This window comes from Pseudomonas sp. E1MeOHC2 (assembly GCF_058745025.1).
The window spans coordinates 596,365-614,502 of record NZ_CP196675.1; the positions used below are offsets into that span (position 1 = coordinate 596,365).

The 18,138-nt window shown below is 63.0% G+C and carries 19 protein-coding genes; 16 read left to right on the forward strand and 3 right to left on the reverse strand.

Annotation, left to right across the window (positions count from 1 at the left end):
- The first annotated feature begins 12 nt into the window (after positions 1–12).
- The 16 genes from ccoN (ACSSU5_RS02560) to ACSSU5_RS02635 all read left to right on the forward strand — a co-directional run bounded on the left by ccoN (ACSSU5_RS02560) (position 13) and on the right by ACSSU5_RS02635 (position 15,661).
- Positions 13–1,437, forward strand: a complete 1,425-nt coding sequence (gene ccoN, locus ACSSU5_RS02560; RefSeq protein ID WP_264312286.1) for a cytochrome-c oxidase, cbb3-type subunit I — start codon at positions 13–15, stop codon at positions 1,435–1,437.
- 13 nt (positions 1,438–1,450) lie between these two features.
- Positions 1,451–2,059, forward strand: a complete 609-nt coding sequence (gene ccoO / locus ACSSU5_RS02565) for a cytochrome-c oxidase, cbb3-type subunit II (RefSeq protein ID WP_033699340.1) — start codon at positions 1,451–1,453, stop codon at positions 2,057–2,059.
- 5 nt (positions 2,060–2,064) lie between these two features.
- A complete protein-coding gene (locus tag ACSSU5_RS02570) occupies positions 2,065–2,259 on the forward strand; it encodes a cbb3-type cytochrome oxidase subunit 3 (protein WP_264312285.1) in 195 nt (64 codons plus the stop codon).
- Complete coding sequence (ccoP, locus tag ACSSU5_RS02575; RefSeq protein ID WP_492560530.1) at positions 2,256–3,197, forward strand: cytochrome-c oxidase, cbb3-type subunit III; 942 nt, start codon at positions 2,256–2,258, stop codon at positions 3,195–3,197. The genes ACSSU5_RS02570 and ccoP (ACSSU5_RS02575) overlap by 4 nt, the downstream gene beginning before the upstream one ends.
- Positions 3,198–3,666: 469 nt before the next feature.
- Positions 3,667–5,109 carry a cytochrome-c oxidase, cbb3-type subunit I gene (gene ccoN / locus ACSSU5_RS02580; RefSeq protein ID WP_264312283.1) on the forward strand — a complete coding sequence of 481 codons (1,443 nt, stop codon included), beginning with the start codon at positions 3,667–3,669 and terminating at the stop codon, positions 5,107–5,109.
- Positions 5,109–5,717: a cytochrome-c oxidase, cbb3-type subunit II gene (gene ccoO / locus ACSSU5_RS02585; RefSeq protein WP_264312282.1), complete on the forward strand. Its 609-nt coding sequence runs from the start codon at positions 5,109–5,111 to the stop codon at positions 5,715–5,717. Before ccoN (ACSSU5_RS02580) ends, ccoO (ACSSU5_RS02585) begins: the two co-directional genes overlap by 1 nt.
- A gap of 5 nt (positions 5,718–5,722) precedes the next feature.
- Complete coding sequence (locus ACSSU5_RS02590; protein WP_492560531.1) at positions 5,723–5,926, forward strand: cbb3-type cytochrome oxidase subunit 3; 204 nt, start codon at positions 5,723–5,725, stop codon at positions 5,924–5,926.
- Positions 5,923–6,900 (forward strand): cytochrome-c oxidase, cbb3-type subunit III, encoded by a 978-nt coding sequence (gene ccoP, locus ACSSU5_RS02595; protein ID WP_492560532.1) that lies wholly within the window; start codon positions 5,923–5,925, stop codon positions 6,898–6,900. The genes ACSSU5_RS02590 and ccoP (ACSSU5_RS02595) overlap by 4 nt, the downstream gene beginning before the upstream one ends.
- A 292-nt stretch (positions 6,901–7,192) precedes the next feature.
- Complete coding sequence (gene ccoG / locus ACSSU5_RS02600; protein WP_492560533.1) at positions 7,193–8,608, forward strand: cytochrome c oxidase accessory protein CcoG; 1,416 nt, start codon at positions 7,193–7,195, stop codon at positions 8,606–8,608.
- Between the two features lie 15 nt (positions 8,609–8,623).
- Positions 8,624–9,151 (forward strand): FixH family protein, encoded by a 528-nt coding sequence (locus ACSSU5_RS02605; RefSeq protein WP_492560534.1) that lies wholly within the window; start codon positions 8,624–8,626, stop codon positions 9,149–9,151.
- Between the two features lie 148 nt (positions 9,152–9,299).
- Complete coding sequence (locus ACSSU5_RS02610) at positions 9,300–11,744, forward strand: heavy metal translocating P-type ATPase (RefSeq protein WP_492560535.1); 2,445 nt, start codon at positions 9,300–9,302, stop codon at positions 11,742–11,744.
- Positions 11,745–11,757: 13 nt separating this feature from the next.
- Positions 11,758–11,973 carry a cbb3-type cytochrome oxidase assembly protein CcoS gene (ccoS, locus tag ACSSU5_RS02615; protein ID WP_264312277.1) on the forward strand — a complete coding sequence of 72 codons (216 nt, stop codon included), beginning with the start codon at positions 11,758–11,760 and terminating at the stop codon, positions 11,971–11,973.
- A complete protein-coding gene (locus tag ACSSU5_RS02620; protein ID WP_264312276.1) occupies positions 11,966–12,649 on the forward strand; it encodes a sulfite exporter TauE/SafE family protein in 684 nt (227 codons plus the stop codon). The genes ccoS and ACSSU5_RS02620 overlap by 8 nt, the downstream gene beginning before the upstream one ends.
- 106 nt (positions 12,650–12,755) lie before the next feature.
- Positions 12,756–14,138, forward strand: a complete 1,383-nt coding sequence (gene hemN, locus ACSSU5_RS02625; RefSeq protein ID WP_492560536.1) for an oxygen-independent coproporphyrinogen III oxidase — start codon at positions 12,756–12,758, stop codon at positions 14,136–14,138.
- Positions 14,139–14,324: 186 nt separating this feature from the next.
- The gene (fnrA, locus tag ACSSU5_RS02630; protein WP_027592933.1) at positions 14,325–15,059 is read left to right on the forward strand and encodes a Crp/Fnr family transcriptional regulator FnrA; all 735 of its coding nucleotides are present in this window, start codon (positions 14,325–14,327) and stop codon (positions 15,057–15,059) included.
- A gap of 53 nt (positions 15,060–15,112) precedes the next feature.
- Complete coding sequence (locus tag ACSSU5_RS02635; RefSeq protein WP_264312274.1) at positions 15,113–15,661, forward strand: adenine phosphoribosyltransferase; 549 nt, start codon at positions 15,113–15,115, stop codon at positions 15,659–15,661.
- Positions 15,662–15,850: 189 nt separating this feature from the next.
- Here ACSSU5_RS02635 and ACSSU5_RS02640 read toward each other — a convergent pair whose 3' ends face one another.
- From ACSSU5_RS02640 to ACSSU5_RS02650, 3 genes are all read right to left on the reverse strand, one after another.
- Positions 15,851–16,786, reverse strand: a complete 936-nt coding sequence (locus tag ACSSU5_RS02640; RefSeq protein WP_264309399.1) for an IS110 family transposase — start codon at positions 16,784–16,786, stop codon at positions 15,851–15,853.
- Between the two features lie 261 nt (positions 16,787–17,047).
- The gene (gene recR / locus ACSSU5_RS02645) at positions 17,048–17,650 is read right to left on the reverse strand and encodes a recombination mediator RecR (protein ID WP_492560537.1); all 603 of its coding nucleotides are present in this window, start codon (positions 17,648–17,650) and stop codon (positions 17,048–17,050) included.
- 88 nt (positions 17,651–17,738) lie between these two features.
- Positions 17,739–18,074 (reverse strand): YbaB/EbfC family nucleoid-associated protein, encoded by a 336-nt coding sequence (locus ACSSU5_RS02650; RefSeq protein WP_008093501.1) that lies wholly within the window; start codon positions 18,072–18,074, stop codon positions 17,739–17,741.
- Positions 18,075–18,138: the final 64 nt, after the last annotated feature.

Sequence of the window (18,138 nt, forward strand, 5' to 3'; positions counted from 1 at the left end):
GGGAACCCATACATGAACACAACCAGCAGTACCGCCTACAACTACAAGGTGGTCCGCCAATTCGCCATCATGACGGTGGTGTGGGGAATCGTCGGGATGGGGCTCGGCGTCTTCATCGCCGCCCAGCTCGCCTGGCCGTCCCTCAACTTCGACCTCCCCTGGACCAGCTTCGGCCGCCTGCGCCCCCTGCATACCAATGCGGTGATCTTCGCGTTCGGCGGCTGTGCGCTGTTCGCCACCTCGTATTATTCGGTGCAACGTACCTGCCAGACCACCCTGTTCTCACCCAAACTGGCCGCGTTCACCTTCTGGGGCTGGCAACTGGTGATTCTGCTCGCGGCCATCAGCCTGCCGCTGGGCTACACCAGCTCCAAGGAATACGCCGAGCTGGAATGGCCGATCGACATCCTGATCACCATTGTCTGGGTCTGCTACGCCATCGTGTTCTTCGGCACACTGATGAAGCGCAACACCAAGCATATCTACGTGGGTAACTGGTTCTTCGGGGCCTTCATCCTGACCGTGGCCATGCTGCACATCATCAACAACCTGGAGCTGCCGGTCAGCCTGACCAAGTCGTACTCGGTCTATGCGGGCGCCACCGATGCCATGGTCCAGTGGTGGTACGGCCACAACGCGGTGGGCTTCTTCCTGACCGCAGGCTTCCTGGGGATGATGTACTACTACGTGCCCAAGCAGGCCGAGCGGCCGGTGTATTCCTATCGCCTGTCGATCGTTCACTTCTGGGCGCTGATCACCCTGTACATCTGGGCCGGCCCGCACCACCTGCACTACACCGCGCTGCCTGACTGGGCGCAGTCGCTGGGCATGGTGATGTCGCTGATCCTGCTGGCACCGAGCTGGGGCGGCATGATCAACGGCATGATGACCCTCTCCGGCGCCTGGCATAAGTTGCGCAGCGACCCGATCCTGCGCTTCCTCGTGGTGTCGCTGGCGTTCTACGGCATGTCCACCTTCGAAGGCCCGATGATGGCCATCAAGACGGTCAACGCCCTGTCGCACTACACCGACTGGACCATCGGCCACGTCCACGCCGGCGCCCTTGGCTGGGTGGCGATGATCTCGATCGGCGCGCTGTACCACACCATCCCGCAAGTGTTCGGCAAAGCGCGCATGTACAGCATCGGCCTGATCAACGCGCACTTCTGGCTGGCGACCATCGGCACCGTGCTGTACATCGCCTCGATGTGGGTCAACGGCATCGCCCAGGGCCTGATGTGGCGCGCGATCAACAGCGACGGCACGCTCACCTACTCGTTCGTCGAAACCCTGGTGGCCAGCCACCCTGGCTTCGTCGTGCGCTTCGTCGGTGGTGCGATCTTCCTCAGCGGCATGTTCCTGATGGCCTGGAACACCTGGCGGACCGTGCGCTCGCCAGCCCTTGATGCCGCCCCTGTGAACGCCCAGCTGGCGTGAGGAGACCTGCCTGATGAAACATGAAGTCATCGAGAAAAACATCGGCCTGATGGCCCTGCTGATGGTGTTTGCCGTGAGCATCGGCGGCCTGACCCAGATCGTCCCGCTGTTCTTCCAGGACGTCACCAACAAGCCGGTCGAAGGCATGAAGCCCTACACCGCGCTGCAACTGGAAGGCCGTGATATCTACATCCGCGAAGGCTGCGTAGGCTGCCACTCGCAGATGATCCGCCCGTTCCGTGCCGAGACCGAACGCTACGGCCACTACTCGGTGGCCGGCGAGAGCGTGTGGGACCACCCGTTCCTGTGGGGCTCCAAACGCACCGGCCCGGACCTGGCCCGTGTCGGCGGCCGCTACTCCGACGACTGGCACCGCGCGCACCTGTACAACCCGCGCAACGTGGTGCCCGAGTCGAAGATGCCGTCCTACCCGTGGCTGGTCGCCGAACAGGTCGACAACAGCCACACCGAAACCAAGATGCGCACCCTGCGTACCCTCGGCGTGCCGTACACCGACGAGGACATTGCCGGTGCCCGCGACGCCGTCAAGGGCAAGACCGAGATGGACGCGCTGGTCGCCTACCTGCAGGTGCTCGGCACCGCGATCAAAAACAAGAGGTGAGTGCGATGGAAATAGACATCGGCATGATCCGCGGCCTGGGCACCCTGGTGGTGATGATCGCCTTCATCGGCCTCTCGCTCTGGGTATTCAACCGCCGCCGCGACCGTGATTTCGCCGAAGCGCGCCTGCTGCCCTTCGTCGACGACCGCCTGCCCGCTGCCGGGCAGGAACCTGCTGCCAAGAGGAGTTCCGGGCAATGACCACCTTCTGGAGTACGTACATCAGCGTACTGACCATCGGCAGTTTGATCGGCCTTACCTGGCTGCTGCTGTCGACCCGCAAGGGCCAGAGTACCGACACCACCGACCAGACCATGGGCCACAGCTTCGATGGCATCGAGGAATACGACAACCCACTGCCCAAGTGGTGGTTCTGGTTGTTCGTCGGCACCTTGGTGTTCTCGGTGGGCTACTTGATCCTGTATCCGGGCCTGGGCAACTGGAAAGGCATCCTGCCGGGCTACGACAACGGCTGGACCGGGGTCAACGAATGGCAGAAGGAAATGGACAAGGCCGACGCCAAGTTCGGCCCGATCTTCGCCAAGTACGCGGCCATGCCTGTAGAAGAAGTGGCCAAGGACCCGCAAGCACTGAAGATGGGCAGCCGCCTGTTCGCCTCCAACTGCTCGGTGTGCCACGGCTCGGACGCCAAAGGCGCCTATGGCTTCCCCAACCTGACCGACAAGGACTGGCGTTGGGGTGGCGAGCCGGAGACCATCAAGGCCTCGATCATGAACGGTCGTCACGGCGTGATGCCGGCCTGGGCCGAGGTGATCGGTGAGCAGGGCGTGGCCGATGTGGCGGCGTTCGTGCTGACCAACCTGGATGGCCGCAGCCTGCCGGAAGGGGTCAAGGCCGACGCTGCCAAGGGCAAGGAAATCTTCGCCGGCAACTGTGTGGCCTGCCACGGGCCTGAAGCCAAGGGCACCCCGGCCATGGGCGCGCCTGACCTGACCCACCCGCAGGCGTTCATCTACGGTTCGAGCTTTGCCCAGCTGCAGCAGACCATTCGTTATGGTCGCCAGGGCCAGATGCCGGCGCAAGCCGAGATCCAGGGCAATGACAAGGTGCACCTGCTGGCGGCTTATGTGTATAGCCTGTCGCACGGTGAGGCCTCTGACGCAGTGACTGCCAAGTAATACCCCCGGGGCCGCTTTGCGGCCCATTCGCGGGCAAGCCCGCTCCCACAGGTTCTGCGCTGCCTTTGAATTCGGCGCTGCCCTGTGGGAGCGGGCTTGCCCGCGAAAGGGCTGCAAAGCAGCCCCCGCGCCCTCCCCCGCCATACCCCTCCCCTTGCACCCCCCCCTAACCGAACTAAGCTTGTTGCCTCAGTGGGCTTCGCTGCCAATTCAGCGAAGCAGACGCGGCGCATAGCCTGGCGCCGTCCGACAAAAAAGCCTGACCGATCGATCAGAAAAATATGAAAAACGGTACACATTACAAATATTTATTTGTGTACAATCGTTCAGACCCACCACCGCTGGACACAGGTGAACGGGCTTGGACACGGGTCGGCGTACCAAAGTTGCGTTGCGGTAACCCGAGGGGTTATCGATACTGGCGCCGATTTTTCGACCAACAAGAACATCAAAACCGTGGAACCTTAGAATGAGCACAGCAATCAGTCCGACTGCTTATAACTATAAGGTCGTCCGCCAGTTCGCCATCATGACGGTGGTCTGGGGGATCCTTGGCATGGGCCTCGGCGTTTTCATCGCCTCGCAACTGGTATGGCCGCAACTGAACCTGGACCTGCCCTGGACCAGTTTCGGCCGCCTGCGCCCGTTGCACACCAACCTGGTGATCTTCGCCTTTGGCGGCTGTGCGTTGTTCGGCACCAGCTACTACGTGGTGCAGCGCACCTGCCAGACCCGGCTGATCTCCGACAGCATGGCGGCCTTCACCTTCTGGGGTTGGCAAGCGGTGATCGTCGGCGCCCTGATCACCCTGCCGATGGGCTACACCACCACCAAGGAATACGCCGAGCTGGAATGGCCGCTGGCGATCCTCCTGGCCATCGTCTGGGTGACCTACGGGCTGGTGTTCTTCGGCACCATCGTCAAGCGCAAGACCAAGCACATCTACGTCGGCAACTGGTTCTACGGCGCCTTCATCGTGGTCACCGCGATGCTGCACATCGTCAACCACATCTCGCTGCCGGTCAGCCTGTTCAAGTCGTACTCGGCCTACGCCGGTGCCACTGACGCGATGATCCAGTGGTGGTACGGCCACAACGCGGTGGGCTTCTTCCTCACCACCGGCTTTTTGGGGATGATGTACTACTTCGTGCCCAAGCAGGCCGAGCGGCCGATCTACTCGTATCGCTTGTCGATCGTGCACTTCTGGGCGCTGATCACCCTGTACATCTGGGCCGGCCCGCACCACCTGCACTACACCGCACTGCCCGACTGGGCGCAGTCGCTGGGCATGGTGATGTCGATCATCCTCCTGGCGCCAAGCTGGGGCGGCATGATCAACGGCATGATGACCCTGTCCGGTGCCTGGCATAAATTGCGCACCGACCCGATCTTGCGCTTCCTTGTGGTGTCGCTGGCGTTCTACGGCATGTCCACCTTCGAAGGCCCGATGATGGCCATCAAGACCGTGAACTCGCTGTCGCACTACACCGACTGGACCATCGGCCACGTCCACGCCGGCGCCCTGGGCTGGGTGGCGATGATCTCGATTGGTGCGGTGTACCACATGATTCCCAAGCTGTATGGCCGGGCGCAGATGCACAGTGTCGGCCTGATCAACGCGCACTTCTGGCTGGCGACCATTGGCACCGTGCTGTACATCGCCTCGATGTGGGTCAACGGCATTACCCAGGGCCTGATGTGGCGCGCCATCAACGATGACGGCACCCTCACCTACTCCTTCGTCGAAGCCTTGCAAGCCAGTCACCCGGGCTTCATCGTCCGTGCGCTGGGCGGTGCGTTCTTCGCCTCCGGCATGTTGCTGATGGCCTACAACGTGTTCCGCACCGTGCGTGCCGCCAACCCGGTACAGGCCGAGGAAGCCGCCAAGATCGTCGTCGTGGGAGCGCACTGATGAAGCATGAAGCCGTCGAGAAGAACATAGGCCTGCTGGCCTTCTTCATGGTCATCGCCGTCAGCATCGGTGGCCTGACCCAGATCGTCCCGCTGTTTTTCCAGGACGTCACCAACAAACCCGTTGAAGGCATGAAGCCGCGCACCGCGCTGGAACTTGAAGGCCGCGACATCTACATCCGCGAAGGTTGCGTGGGCTGCCATTCGCAGATGATCCGCCCGTTCCGTGCCGAGACCGAGCGCTACGGCCACTACTCGGTGGCCGGTGAAAGCGTGTGGGACCACCCGTTCCTGTGGGGCTCCAAACGCACCGGGCCGGACCTGGCCCGCGTGGGTGGCCGCTACTCCGATGACTGGCACCGCGCGCACCTGTACAACCCGCGCAACGTGGTACCCGAATCGAAGATGCCGTCCTACCCGTGGCTGGTCGAGAACAAGCTCGACGGCAAGGACACCGCGAAGAAGATGGAAGTCCTGCGGACCCTCGGCACACCGTACACCGATGCCGACATCGCCGGCGCGCGTGACGCGGTCAAGGGCAAGACCGAGATGGACGCCATCGTCGCGTACCTGCAGGGTCTTGGCACCATCATCAAAAGCAAACGGTGACGCTGATGGATATCGGGATGATTCGCGGCCTGGGCACTGTCGTGGTGATGGTGGCCTTCGTGGGCCTGGCGCTGTGGGTGTTCAACCCACGGCGCAAGCAGGAGTTCGACGAGGCGACCCGGTTGCCCTTCGCGGATGATCCCGAAGCCACCCGACACGTCGAGCAAGCGCAAGCGCAAGCAAAAGCTTCTGGGAGCAAAAAACAATGACAACCTTCTGGAGTCTGTACGTCACCGTTCTGACCCTGGGCACCATCTTCGCACTGACCTGGCTGCTGCTGTCGACCCGCAAGGGCCAGCGTGAAGAGGTCACCGACGAGACCGTCGGGCATGCCTTCGATGGCATCGAAGAATATGACAACCCACTGCCGAAATGGTGGTTCTGGCTGTTCGTCGGCACCATCATCTTCGCCCTGGGCTACCTGGTGCTGTACCCCGGCCTGGGTAACTGGAAAGGCATCCTGCCGGGCTATTCGTACCTGGATACCGACAAGCAGGCCGAGTTTGCCGACGGCCAGCCGGGCTGGACCGGCGTGCACGAGTGGGAGAAAGAAATGGCCAAGGCCGATGCCCGCTTCGGGCCGATCTTCGCCAAGTTCGCGGCCATGCCCATCGAGGCAGTCGCCCAAGACCCGCAGGCATTGAAGATGGGCGCACGGCTGTTCGCCTCCAACTGCTCGGTGTGCCACGGCTCCGACGCCAAGGGCGCCTACGGCTTCCCCAACCTGACTGACAGCGACTGGCGTTGGGGCGGCGAGCCGGAAACCATCAAGACCACCATCATGGGCGGGCGCCACGGCGTGATGCCGGCCTGGTCCGAGGTGATCGGTGAACAGGGCGTTGCCGATGTCGCGGCCTTTGTGGTCAGCAAGCTCGATGGCCGCGCCCTGCCGGAAGGCGTCAAGGCCGATGCCGAGAACGGGCAGAAGATCTTCGCCGCCAACTGTGTGGCCTGCCACGGGCCGGAGGGTAAAGGGACCCCAGCCATGGGCGCGCCAAACCTGACCCATCCGCAGGCGTTCATCTACGGTTCGAGCTTTGCCCAGTTGCAGCAGACCATCCGTTATGGCCGCCAAGGGCAGATGCCAGCGCAGGAACAACTGCAGGGTAATGACAAGGTGCATTTGCTGGCGGCGTATGTGTATAGCCTGTCGCATCAGGCAGAACCGGCCAAGGCAGAGTAAGGCAGGCCAGGCCTATTCGCGGGCAAGCCCGCTCCCACAAGGAGTGCGCAATACCTTGTGGGAGCGGGCTTGCCCGCGAATAGGCCAGTGAATGCAACACAAGATGACCTGGATCAATTGACACCCGCCATATCACGATTCACACCACGAACCCAACGCGACTAAAGGTCGCAGTGCAACCCTTGAGCGCCATCACAGGCGTATCATGGGTCGCAGAGCGCTAGCAGATTGCGCGAGACTGCGGCCGGCACGCACTGGCCGCGGCATTTCTCCACTGCCGTGGGACTTGATGATGAGCAAGCAAATTCCGGTACATGACGTCACCCCGCCTGCCAACAAAGGGAAGGATTCCGTCGACCTCTACGCCTCCCGCGAGAAAATCTACACCCGCGCCTTCACAGGCATCTTCCGCCGCCTGCGCATGGTCGGCGGTGCGGTACTGTTCCTGCTGTACTTCGGCACCGTGTGGCTGAACTGGGGCGGTCACCAGGCCGTGTGGTGGAACCTGCCCGAGCGCAAGTTCTACATCTTCGGCGCCACCATCTGGCCCCAGGACTTCATCCTTTTGTCAGGCATTCTCATCGTCGCCGCCTTCGGCCTGTTCTTCGTCACCGTCTATGCCGGCCGGGTGTGGTGCGGCTACACCTGCCCGCAAAGCGTGTGGACGTGGATTTACATGTGGTGCGAAAAAGTCACCGAGGGTGACCGCAACCAGCGCATGAAGCTGGACAAGGCGCCCATGAGCGGCAACAAGTTTTTGCGCAAGTTCGCCAAGCACAGCCTGTGGCTGCTGATCGGCTTCGTCACCGGCATGACCTTCGTCGGCTACTTCTCGCCGATCCGGGAGCTGGCCATCGAATTCTTCACCGGCCAAGCCGATGGCTGGGCCTACTTCTGGGTCGGCTTCTTCACCCTCGCCACCTACGGCAACGCCGGCTGGCTACGCGAGCAGGTGTGCGTGTACATGTGCCCCTATGCCCGCTTCCAGAGCGTGATGTTCGACAAGGACACGCTGATCGTCTCCTACGACCCGCGCCGTGGTGAAACCCGTGGGCCGCGTAAAAAAGACATCGACTACAAGGCTCAGGGCCTGGGCGACTGCATCGACTGCACCATGTGCGTGCAGGTCTGCCCCACCGGCATCGACATCCGCGACGGCCTGCAGATCGAATGCATCGGCTGCGCCGCCTGCATCGACGCCTGCGACACCATCATGGACAAGATGAACTACCCCAAGGGGTTGATCAGCTACACCACCGAGCACAACCTGTCCGGGCAGAAAACCCACATGCTGCGCCCTCGGCTGATCGGCTACGCACTGGTGCTGCTGGTAATGATCGGCGCCCTGGTCACCGCCTTCGCCACCCGCTCGCTGGTCGGCTTCGACGTCAGCAAAGACCGCGTGCTGTACCGCGAAAACGCCCAGGGCCGGATCGAGAACGTCTACAGCCTCAAGGTCATGAACAAGGACCAGCGCGACCACGTCTACGTGCTCGACGCGGCCGGCCTGCCAGACCTCAAGCTCGAAGGCCAACGCGAAATCCGCGTGGCAGCCGGCGATATCGTCAGCCTGCCTGTGCAACTGTCGATAGCCCCCGAGAAACTGCCATCGACCACCAACGAAATCACCTTCATCCTCAAGAGCGCCGATGACAGCGACGCCCAGGTTGAAGCCAAGAGCCGCTTCATCGGCCCACAGATCCGCTGAGAGAGACTATCGACAATGCCTGCCGCCACCGCCGCCAGCCCTTGGTACAAACACCTCTGGCCCTGGATCATCATCGGCATCCTCACCACCTCGGTGTGCCTGAGCCTGACCATGGTCAGCATTGCCGTGCGCAACCCAGACAACCTGGTCAACGACAACTACTACGAGGCTGGCAAGGGCATCAACCGCTCGCTGGACCGTGAGCTGCTGGCGCAGACTTTGAACCTCAAGGCCAGCGTGCACCTCGACGAGCTCACCGGCGAAGTCGACCTGCGCCTGACCGGCAACAGCGACCCGCAGACGCTTGAGCTGAACCTGATCTCGCCCACCCAGCCAGACAAGGACCGCAAGGTGGCGCTAACCCGCGCCGAGGCCGGGCGCTATGTCGGGCAATTGGACGACAAGGTCGAAGGGCGGCGTTTCGTCGAGTTGCTGGGCAGCCAGCAAGGGCAGGTGTGGCGGTTGTTCGAGGAAGAGAAGGTGGAGCATGGTGTGACCCTGCAGCTGGGCGATGAAGCGTTGCTAGGCGCAGAACACAAATAATCGCGACACCACTACCCCTGTGGGAGCGGGCTTGCCCGCGAATGCGCCAGACCTGAAAACCGTAATGCCTGACCTATCGCATTCGCGGGCAAGCCCGCTCCCACAGGGTTCGATGCAAACCAGCTGATTTGTGTAAGGCAACAGCCCAATGACCCAACCCACCCCCTGCTACCACTGCGCCCTGCCCGTCCCCGCCGGCAACCGCTTCACCGCCGTGGTCCTCGGCGAGCCCCGGCAGTTCTGTTGCCCGGGTTGCCAGGCGGTGGCCGAGTCGATCGTCGCCGGGGGCCTGGAGCACTACTACCAGCACCGCAGTGATACCAGCGCCAACCCCGAAGCCCTGCCCAGGCAACTGCAGGATGAGCTGGCGCTCTACGACCGCAGCGACGTGCAAGCCACCTTCGTCCGCCACGAAGGCCAATTGGCCGAAGCCACCCTGCTGGTCGAGGGCATCAGTTGCGCCGCCTGCGGCTGGCTGATCGAAAAGCACCTGCGCAACCTGCCCGGGGTCGCCGAAGCCCGCCTGAACCTGTCCAATCATCGCTTGCTGCTGACCTGGGACGACAACCAGCTAGCGCTCTCGCGCCTGCTCGCCGAACTGCGCCAGATCGGCTACGCCGCCCACCCCTACCAACCCGACCAGGCCGCCGAACAGCTGGCCCGGGAGAACCGCAGTGCCTTGCGGCGCCTGGGTGTCGCCGGGTTGCTGTGGTTCCAGGCGATGATGGCGACCATGGCCACCTGGCCAGAATTCAACATCGACCTCTCGCCCGAGCTGCACACCATCCTGCGCTGGGTGGCGCTGTTTCTCACCATCCCGATCGTGTTCTACAGCTGCGCGCCATTCTTCAAAGGCGCGGCGCGCGACCTGCGCACCCGTCACCTGACCATGGACGTCTCGGTCTCGCTGGCGATCGCCCTGGCGTTCGGTGCCGGGATCTGGACCGCGATCAGCGGCAGCGGCGAGCTGTACTTCGATACTGTGGGCATGTTCGCCCTGTTTCTGCTGACCGGCCGCTACCTCGAACGACGCGCCCGCGAGCGCACCGCAGCGGCCACCGCGCAACTGGTCAACCTGCTGCCCGCTTCGTGCCTGCGCCTGGACGTGATCGGCCGCGCCGAGCGCATCCTGCTCAGCGAACTGCAGCGCGGCGACACGGTGCAAGTGCTGCCCGGCGCGGTAATCCCTGCCGATGGGCGCATCGTCGAAGGCCGCTCCAGCGTCGACGAATCACTGCTGACCGGCGAATACCTGCCGCAACCGCGCCGCGTCGGTGATCGGGTCACCGGTGGCACCCTGAACGTCGAAAGCACCTTGAACGTGCACGTCGAAGCCCTCGGCCATGATTCGAAGCTGTCGGCCATCGTCCGCCTGCTGGAACGTGCGCAGACCGAAAAACCGCGCCTGGCCGAAATCGCCGACCGCGCCTCGCAGTGGTTTTTACTGTTCACCTTGGTAGCCGCCGTCGCCATCGGCCTGTGGTGGTGGCACCTGGCCCCGGACCGCGCCTTCTGGATCGTCCTGGCCATGCTGGTGGCAACCTGCCCCTGCGCACTGTCGCTGGCCACCCCTACCGCCCTCACCGCCGCCACCGGTACCCTGCACAAGCTCGGCCTGCTGGTGACCCGCGGCCATGTGCTAGAAGGCCTCAACCAGATCGACACCGTCATCTTCGACAAGACCGGCACGCTCACCGAAGGCCGCCTGACCCTGCGCAGCATCCGCCCGCTGGGTGCCTCGGCCGCCGACCGTTGCCTGGCCCTTGCTGCGGCGCTGGAGAATCGCTCCGAACACCCGATCGCACGCGCGTTCGGCCGCACCGCCGCGCCTGCGGACGATGTGCAGACGGTGCCCGGCCTGGGCCTGGAGGGGCAGGTTGACGGCCAGCGCCTGCGCATCGGCCAGGCCACGTTTGTGTGCGCCTTGAGTGGCGCCGAAATCCCCGCCGTGCCAGAGCCGCGCGGCCAATGGCTGCTGCTGGGTGATCGCCAGGGGCCGCTGGCGTGGTTCGGCCTCGATGACCGCCTACGCGATGACGCCCCGGCCCTGCTTGCCGCCTGCAAGGCGCGGGGCTGGCGGACGCTGCTGCTGTCCGGTGACAGCTCGCCGATGGTTGCCGAGGTGGCGGCGCAACTGGGCATCGACCAGGCCATCGGCGGCTTGCGCCCCGACGACAAACTAGACCGACTCAAAGCACTGCAGGCGGCGGGCCGCAAGGTGCTGATGCTGGGCGACGGGGTCAACGACGTGCCGGTGCTGGCGGCCGCCGACATCAGCATCGCCATGGGCAGCGCCACCGACCTGGCCAAGACCAGCGCCGATGCCGTGCTGCTGTCCAACCGCCTGCAAGCACTGGTGCAGGCCTTCGACCTGGCCCGTCGCACGCGCCGCAACATCCTCGAGAACCTGCTGTGGGCGACCCTGTATAATGGCCTCATGTTGCCGTTTGCCGCGCTCGGCTGGATCACCCCCGTGTGGGCCGCCATCGGCATGTCGGTGAGTTCGCTGATCGTGGTCCTCAACGCCCTGCGCCTGACCCGGCTGCCAAGCGCACCGGCCACCGGCAGCCACCCGCAACCCGCCACCGCCTGAACAGGAGCCGCCCATGCCTGCCCTTTATGTCATGATCCCGGCCGCCCTGCTGCTTGTCGGCGTCGCCGTTTACATCTTCTTCTGGGCGGTGGACAGCGGCCAATACGACGACCTCGAAGGCCCCGCCCACAGCATCCTGTTCGACGACCAGGACCCACGCCACCAAGCCGCAGTCAAACCGGACGACGGCAAGGCCGAAGACGACAAGGAACCCCCACCCCGTGCCTGACCTGCTTCCCCTGCTCGGCTCGGCGCTGATCCTCGGCCTGCTCGGTGGCGGCCACTGCCTGGGTATGTGCGGCGGCCTGATGGGCGCGCTGACCCTGGCCATCCCGCCTGAGCAACGCGGCCGGCGCGTGCGGCTGCTGTTGGCCTACAACGTCGGGCGCATTCTCAGCTATGCCTGCGCCGGCTTGCTGGTAGGCCTGGCGGGCTGGGCCGTGGCCAGCAGCCCGGCGGCCTTGGCGCTACGGGTGGTGGCCGCCTTGCTATTGATCGCCATGGGGCTGTACCTGGCGGGATGGTGGAGTGGGTTGACCCGTATCGAGGCCCTGGGTCGAGGGTTGTGGCGGCATATCCAGCCAGTGGCCTCGCGCCTGCTGCCGGTATCCAGCCTGCCGCGCGCGTTGTTGCTGGGCGCCTTGTGGGGCTGGCTGCCGTGCGGGCTGGTGTACAGCACATTGCTGTGGGCTGCGAGCCAGGGAAATGCGGGGTATAGCGCGGCGCTGATGCTGGCATTCGGGCTGGGTACCTGGCCGGTATTGCTGGCCACGGGCTTGGCAGCGGAGCGCGTCAGCAGCCTGTTGCGTCGGCGCAGCGTGCGCATGGCGGGCGGCTTGCTGGTCATCCTGTTTGGCCTGTGGACGTTGCCCGGGCCGCACCAGCATTGGCTGATGGGCCACTGAAGCGGGCTGCAGTGCAGCCCTAATGGCTCTTGATACAAATCAACACAGATTCCTACAGACCGCCATAGACTCCGGACACTGCTCGCTCTATCCGGGGACCGCCCACATGCTCGACGACCTACGTTGGGATACCGACCTGATCCGCCGCTACGACCTGGCCGGACCACGCTACACCTCCTACCCGACCGCCGTGCAACTGCACAGCGAAGTAGGCTCGTTCGACCTGCTCCACGCCCTGCGTGAGAGCCGCCGGGCAGTGCGCCCGCTGTCGCTGTACGTACACGTGCCGTTCTGCGCCAACATCTGCTACTACTGCGCCTGCAACAAAGTCATCACCAAGGACCGCGGCCGCGCCGCGCCCTACCTGCAACGCCTGGAGCAGGAAATCCAGCTGATCGCCTGCCATCTGGACCCTAAACAACGGGTCGAGCAACTGCACTTTGGCGGTGGCACGCCCACCTTCCTCAGCCCCGTGGAACTGCGCCAGCTGATGGCTACCCTGCGCCAGCACTTCAACCTGCTGGACGACGACTCCGGTGACTACGGCATCGAAATCGACCCACGCGAAGCCGACTGGTCGACCATGGGCCTGCTGCGCGAGCTGGGCTTCAACCGTGTCAGCCTGGGCGTGCAGGACCTCGACCCGGCCGTGCAGCGTGCGGTCAACCGCCTGCAGAGCCTGGAACAGACCCGCACCCTGATCGAAGCCGCGCGCACCCTGCAGTTTCGCTCAATCAACCTGGACTTGATCTACGGCCTGCCCAAGCAGACGCCAGAAGGCTTCGCCCGCACCGTCGATGAGGTCATCCGCCTGCAGCCCGATCGCCTGTCGGTGTTCAACTATGCCCACTTGCCGGAGCGTTTCATGCCCCAGCGCCGCATCGACAGCAATGACCTGCCGTCCCCGGCGGCAAAGCTTGAGATGCTGCATGCCACCATCGACCAACTCACCGCCGCCGGCTACCGCTACATCGGCATGGACCACTTTGCCCTGCCCGACGATGAGCTGGCCATGGCCCAGGAAGAAGGCACCCTACAGCGCAACTTCCAGGGCTACACCACCCACGGCCACTGCGACCTGATCGGCCTGGGAGTGTCTGCCATCAGCCAGATCGGCGACCTCTACTGCCAGAACAGCAGCGACCTCAACACCTACCAGGACAGCCTCTCCAACGCCCAGCTGGCCACCCAGCGCGGCCTGCTGTGCAACCACGACGACCGCCTGCGCCGGGCTGTGATCCAGCAGTTGATCTGCCATTTCGAACTGGACTTCGAACCGATCGAACAGGCCTTCACCATCGATTTTCGCGGCTACTTCAACGACCTCTGGCCAGAACTGCTGACCTTGCAGCGTGATGGCCTGATCAGCCTGGACGACAAGGGCATCCGCATCCTGCCTGCCGGCCGCCTGTTGGCGCGCTCGGTATGCATGGTGTTCGACGCCTACCTGGCGATGCAAAACCGCCAGCGCTTCTCACGGGTCATCTGAAAAGCGAGACGTTCAACCGCATGGACAAGTGGGCTTGTGCGGCACACTATGGGTACACGAAAGGCCTCGGCGCGCACTCGCCGAGGCTTCGCCAGCACGCACCACAATAGCGCACGCTGGCCTACAACCTACGCCGTGAGTTACCCTTACGTCTTATGTGTGCTTTCCCACAAGGATCGATTGAAAATGTCCGAGCCAGTTAAACTGCGCCCACATACCCAGGCCCATTGCAAGGATTGCAGCCTGGCCCCCCTGTGCCTGCCTCTTTCGCTGAACCTGGAAGACATGGAAGCACTGGATGAAATCGTCAAACGTGGACGGCCGCTGAAGAAAGGCGAGTTCCTGTTCCGCCAGGGTGACAATTTCGGCTCGGTCTATGCAGTACGTTCCGGCGCCCTCAAAACCTTCAGCCTCAGCGACAGCGGCGAAGAGCAGATCACCGGTTTCCACCTGCCCAGCGAACTCGTCGGCCTGTCCGGTATGGACACCGAAGCCTACCCGGTGTCGGCCCAGGCCCAGGAAACCACCTCGGTGTGTGAAATCCCCTTCGAACGCCTCGACGAGCTCTCGGTACAACTGCCGCAGTTGCGCCGTCAACTGATGCGTGTGATGAGCCGCGAGATCCGCGACGACCAGCAGATGATGCTGCTGCTGTCGAAGAAAACCGCCGACGAACGCATTGCCACCTTCCTGGTCAACCTGTCCGCACGCTTCCGCGCCCGCGGCTATTCGGCCAATCAGTTCCGCCTGAGCATGTCGCGCAACGAAATCGGCAATTACCTGGGCTTGGCGGTGGAAACCGTGTCGCGGGTGTTCACCCGCTTCCAGCAAAACGGCCTGATCCGCGCTGAAGGCAAGGAAGTGCATATCCTCGACCCGATTCAGCTGTGCGCGCTGGCCGGCGGTGCAATAGAGGCCTGAGCCTTTGTTAACGGGTATACTGGCGCATACGTTTTCCCAGGATACCCGCAACAATGCATAGCGCAGCCTTCGACCTCAAAGCCCTGATCCGCCCGGTAGTGGACTTCCCCAAACCGGGCGTGATTTTTCGCGACATCACCCCGCTGTTCCAATCCCCGCGCGGGCTGCGCTATGTCGCCGACCAGTTCATCGAGCGTTACGTGGAGGCTGAGTTCAGCCACATTGGCGCCATGGACGCGCGCGGCTTCCTGATCGGCTCGATCATCGCCCACCAGTTGAACAAGCCGCTGATCCTGTTCCGCAAACAGGGGAAGCTGCCGGCTGACGTGCTGAGTGAGGGTTATCAGACCGAGTACGGCGAGGCCTTCCTCGAAGTGCATGCCGACAGCCTGTGCGAAGGCGACTCGGTGTTGATTTTCGATGACCTGATTGCCACTGGCGGCACCCTGCTGGCGGCGGCTAATCTGGTACGCCGTACGGGGGCCCAGGTATTTGAAGCGGCGGCGATCATTGACCTGCCGGAGCTGGACGGTTCGCGCCGGCTGCAGGCGGCGGGGGTGCCGACCTTTTGCCTGACCGAGTTTTCGCTTAGCGAAAATTGAGTTACATACCGGGGCTGCTTTGCAGCCCATTCGCGGGGCAAGCCCGCTCCCACAGGTTTTGTGCAGGCCTTACAGGCACCGCAGCACCTGTGGGAGCAACTGTCTTCTTGTGGAAGCTGGCCTTGCCGGCGATGGGGCGCGTAGCGCCCCAGGCCCGGCTGTGCCGGGCATCGCCAGCAAGGCTTGCTCCTACGAATGAGCTATTTGCTCCTTCCAGGGCGTTCCGGTCTTGAGCATCGCATTTAGCCTCACTATCAATACTCGCATACACGCCACCACCGATACTTTCGCGCACTTCCCTTGGGCTCGCAGTGCTTTGTAGCGCTCGCAGAAGTCCTTGTTGTGCCGTATCACCACCCAGCAGGCCATATAGAGCGCCCGCCTGACTTGTGAGCGCCCCCCCCAGATTGAACGCTTGCCCGACTGCTTGCCGCTGTCCTGGTTGAACGGCGCAACACCGACCAAGGCGGCAATTTCCTTCTTATCCACCTGGCCCAGCTCTGGCAGCAAGGCCATCAGCTTTCCGGCAGTAATCAGACCAATTCCTTTGACTTGAGTGAGCTGTTTAACCCGGTCATCAGGCAAAGCTGCTGCCTGCTGTGCGATCTCTTGTTCCAGCGCTCGAATTTCACCCTTCAGATAGGCGATGTGTTGTTCCAACCGCAAACAAACACTGGGAGCCCGCGCCTGCTTCAGGCGCCGCTTGTCATCGTCGCGCTGTTGGACGAAGCGATCCCGCTGCATAAGCAGTTCGCGCAGCAAGGCCCGCTCGGGTGTCATCACCTGGCAAGGCCGTGGGGGCATAACTTCAGCCAGGTGAGCCAAAACCGCTGCGTCAATGGGATCGGTCTTGGCGCGTTTACCCATCGACTTGGCAAAGTCCCGGGCACGACTGGGATTGATCCGGCAAACCGGAAAATCGGCATCCTGCAGCGCTTTGAGGACATTGCACTCGTAGCCACCGGTAGCTTCGAGCAAGACCATTGAAACTGCATACCCGCCAAGCTTTTCGACGAGCAGTTGGAATCCCTTCAAGTCATTGGAAACACTGAAGTTCACCCCCTCAGGGCGGATGTGAACAGCAAGTGTGGCACTGGAAACATCGATGCCGACAGAGGAAGACATGGCCAAACCCTCTTAAACTCAAGGAGTGAGAGCGCTTTGGCTTGGCCCACGCTTGTGATTCGAGATTACGCCCCTCATCCAACTGTTCGGGCTCTCGCCAAAGTGGAACGGTGAATGGCAGCTTTTGCTCCCACACGTGCTCTGGGCACCTCGGGCTATCAGCTTGCCATTCACCGCTCTCACTTCAGATTCTATTCCCTCTCCAAGACACAAGCGGGCTTGCCCCGCGAATGGGCCGCAAAGCGGCCCCAATATCTGAAATCAAAGCGAAATCGGCCGGCGCCCGGCAAAGGCATGGGCCAGTGTCCCGCCATCCACCAACTCCAGTTCGCCACCCAGCGGCACACCATGGGCAATGCGCGACGCCACCAAACCTTTCTCGTGCAGCAACTGCGCGATGTAATGCGCCGTCGCCTCCCCTTCCACCGTCGGGTTGGTCGCCAGGATCACCTCGGTAAAGGTGCCCTGCTCTTCGATCCGCGCCATCAACTGCGGTACGCCAATCGCCTCAGGCCCCAGCCCGTCGAGCGGCGACAGATGCCCCTTGAGCACAAAGTAGCGGCCGCGATAACCGGTCTGTTCCACCGCATACACATCCACCGGCCCCTCCACCACACACAACTGCGTGTCGTCACGGCGCGTATCAGCGCATTGCGGGCACAGCTCCTGCTCGGTCAAGGTGCGGCACTGGCGGCAATGACCAACCCCTTCCATCGCCTGGGTCAGCGCCTGAGCCAGACGCAGGCCGCCGCTGCGGTCACGTTCGAGCAGCTGCAGGGCCATGCGCTGGGCGGTTTTCTGGCCGACACCCGGCAGGGTGCGCAAAGCATCGATCAGTTGGCGGATCAGGGGGCTGAAGCTCATGTAGGCAGGCCTGCAAGTCGGGGGATCAGAATGAACAAGGGAGCAACGGCCCCAAGGCCGTTGCTCCCCATTTGACGCGAAAGGTGAATCAGAACGGCATTTTGAAGCCTGGCGGCAGCTGCATGCCGGCAGTCATGCCGCCCATTTTTTCCTGGCTGCTCTGCTCGACTTTACGGACCGCATCGTTCAGTGCTGCAGCGATCAGGTCTTCGAGCACTTCCTTGTCGTCTTCATCGGTCGACATCAGGCTTTGATCGATGCTGACGCGCTTCACGTCGTGACGGCCAGTCATCACCACACTCACCAGGCCACCACCGGATTGGCCGGTCACTTCTGCGTTGGCCAGTTCTTCCTGCATCTTGGCCATCTTTTCCTGCATCTGCTGGGCCTGCTTCATCAGGCCAGCCATGCCACCTTTCATCATGGGGGTATACCTCGATTGGGTCATGTGATGCGGCCCGGCGCCGGGCCGGCCGCATGGTTATCCG

Bases quoted from the DNA above. Each gene is read 5' to 3' on its own strand.
- ccoN (WP_264312286.1), top strand. From the start codon at position 13: ATGAACACAACCAGCAGTACCGCCTACAACTACAAGGTGGTCCGCCAA.
- ccoO (WP_033699340.1), top strand. From the start codon at position 1,451: ATGAAACATGAAGTCATCGAGAAAAACATCGGCCTGATGGCCCTGCTG.
- ACSSU5_RS02570 (WP_264312285.1), top strand. From the start codon at position 2,065: ATGGAAATAGACATCGGCATGATCCGCGGCCTGGGCACCCTGGTGGTG.
- ccoP (WP_492560530.1), top strand. From the start codon at position 2,256: ATGACCACCTTCTGGAGTACGTACATCAGCGTACTGACCATCGGCAGT.
- ccoN (WP_264312283.1), top strand. From the start codon at position 3,667: ATGAGCACAGCAATCAGTCCGACTGCTTATAACTATAAGGTCGTCCGC.
- ccoO (WP_264312282.1), top strand. From the start codon at position 5,109: ATGAAGCATGAAGCCGTCGAGAAGAACATAGGCCTGCTGGCCTTCTTC.
- ACSSU5_RS02590 (WP_492560531.1), top strand. From the start codon at position 5,723: ATGGATATCGGGATGATTCGCGGCCTGGGCACTGTCGTGGTGATGGTG.
- ccoP (WP_492560532.1), top strand. From the start codon at position 5,923: ATGACAACCTTCTGGAGTCTGTACGTCACCGTTCTGACCCTGGGCACC.
- ccoG (WP_492560533.1), top strand. From the start codon at position 7,193: ATGAGCAAGCAAATTCCGGTACATGACGTCACCCCGCCTGCCAACAAA.
- ACSSU5_RS02605 (WP_492560534.1), top strand. From the start codon at position 8,624: ATGCCTGCCGCCACCGCCGCCAGCCCTTGGTACAAACACCTCTGGCCC.
- ACSSU5_RS02610 (WP_492560535.1), top strand. From the start codon at position 9,300: ATGACCCAACCCACCCCCTGCTACCACTGCGCCCTGCCCGTCCCCGCC.
- ccoS (WP_264312277.1), top strand. From the start codon at position 11,758: ATGCCTGCCCTTTATGTCATGATCCCGGCCGCCCTGCTGCTTGTCGGC.
- hemN (WP_492560536.1), top strand. From the start codon at position 12,756: ATGCTCGACGACCTACGTTGGGATACCGACCTGATCCGCCGCTACGAC.
- fnrA (WP_027592933.1), top strand. From the start codon at position 14,325: ATGTCCGAGCCAGTTAAACTGCGCCCACATACCCAGGCCCATTGCAAG.
- ACSSU5_RS02635 (WP_264312274.1), top strand. From the start codon at position 15,113: ATGCATAGCGCAGCCTTCGACCTCAAAGCCCTGATCCGCCCGGTAGTG.
- ACSSU5_RS02640 (WP_264309399.1), bottom strand. From the start codon at position 16,786: ATGTCTTCCTCTGTCGGCATCGATGTTTCCAGTGCCACACTTGCTGTT.
- recR (WP_492560537.1), bottom strand. From the start codon at position 17,650: ATGAGCTTCAGCCCCCTGATCCGCCAACTGATCGATGCTTTGCGCACC.
- ACSSU5_RS02650 (WP_008093501.1), bottom strand. From the start codon at position 18,074: ATGATGAAAGGTGGCATGGCTGGCCTGATGAAGCAGGCCCAGCAGATG.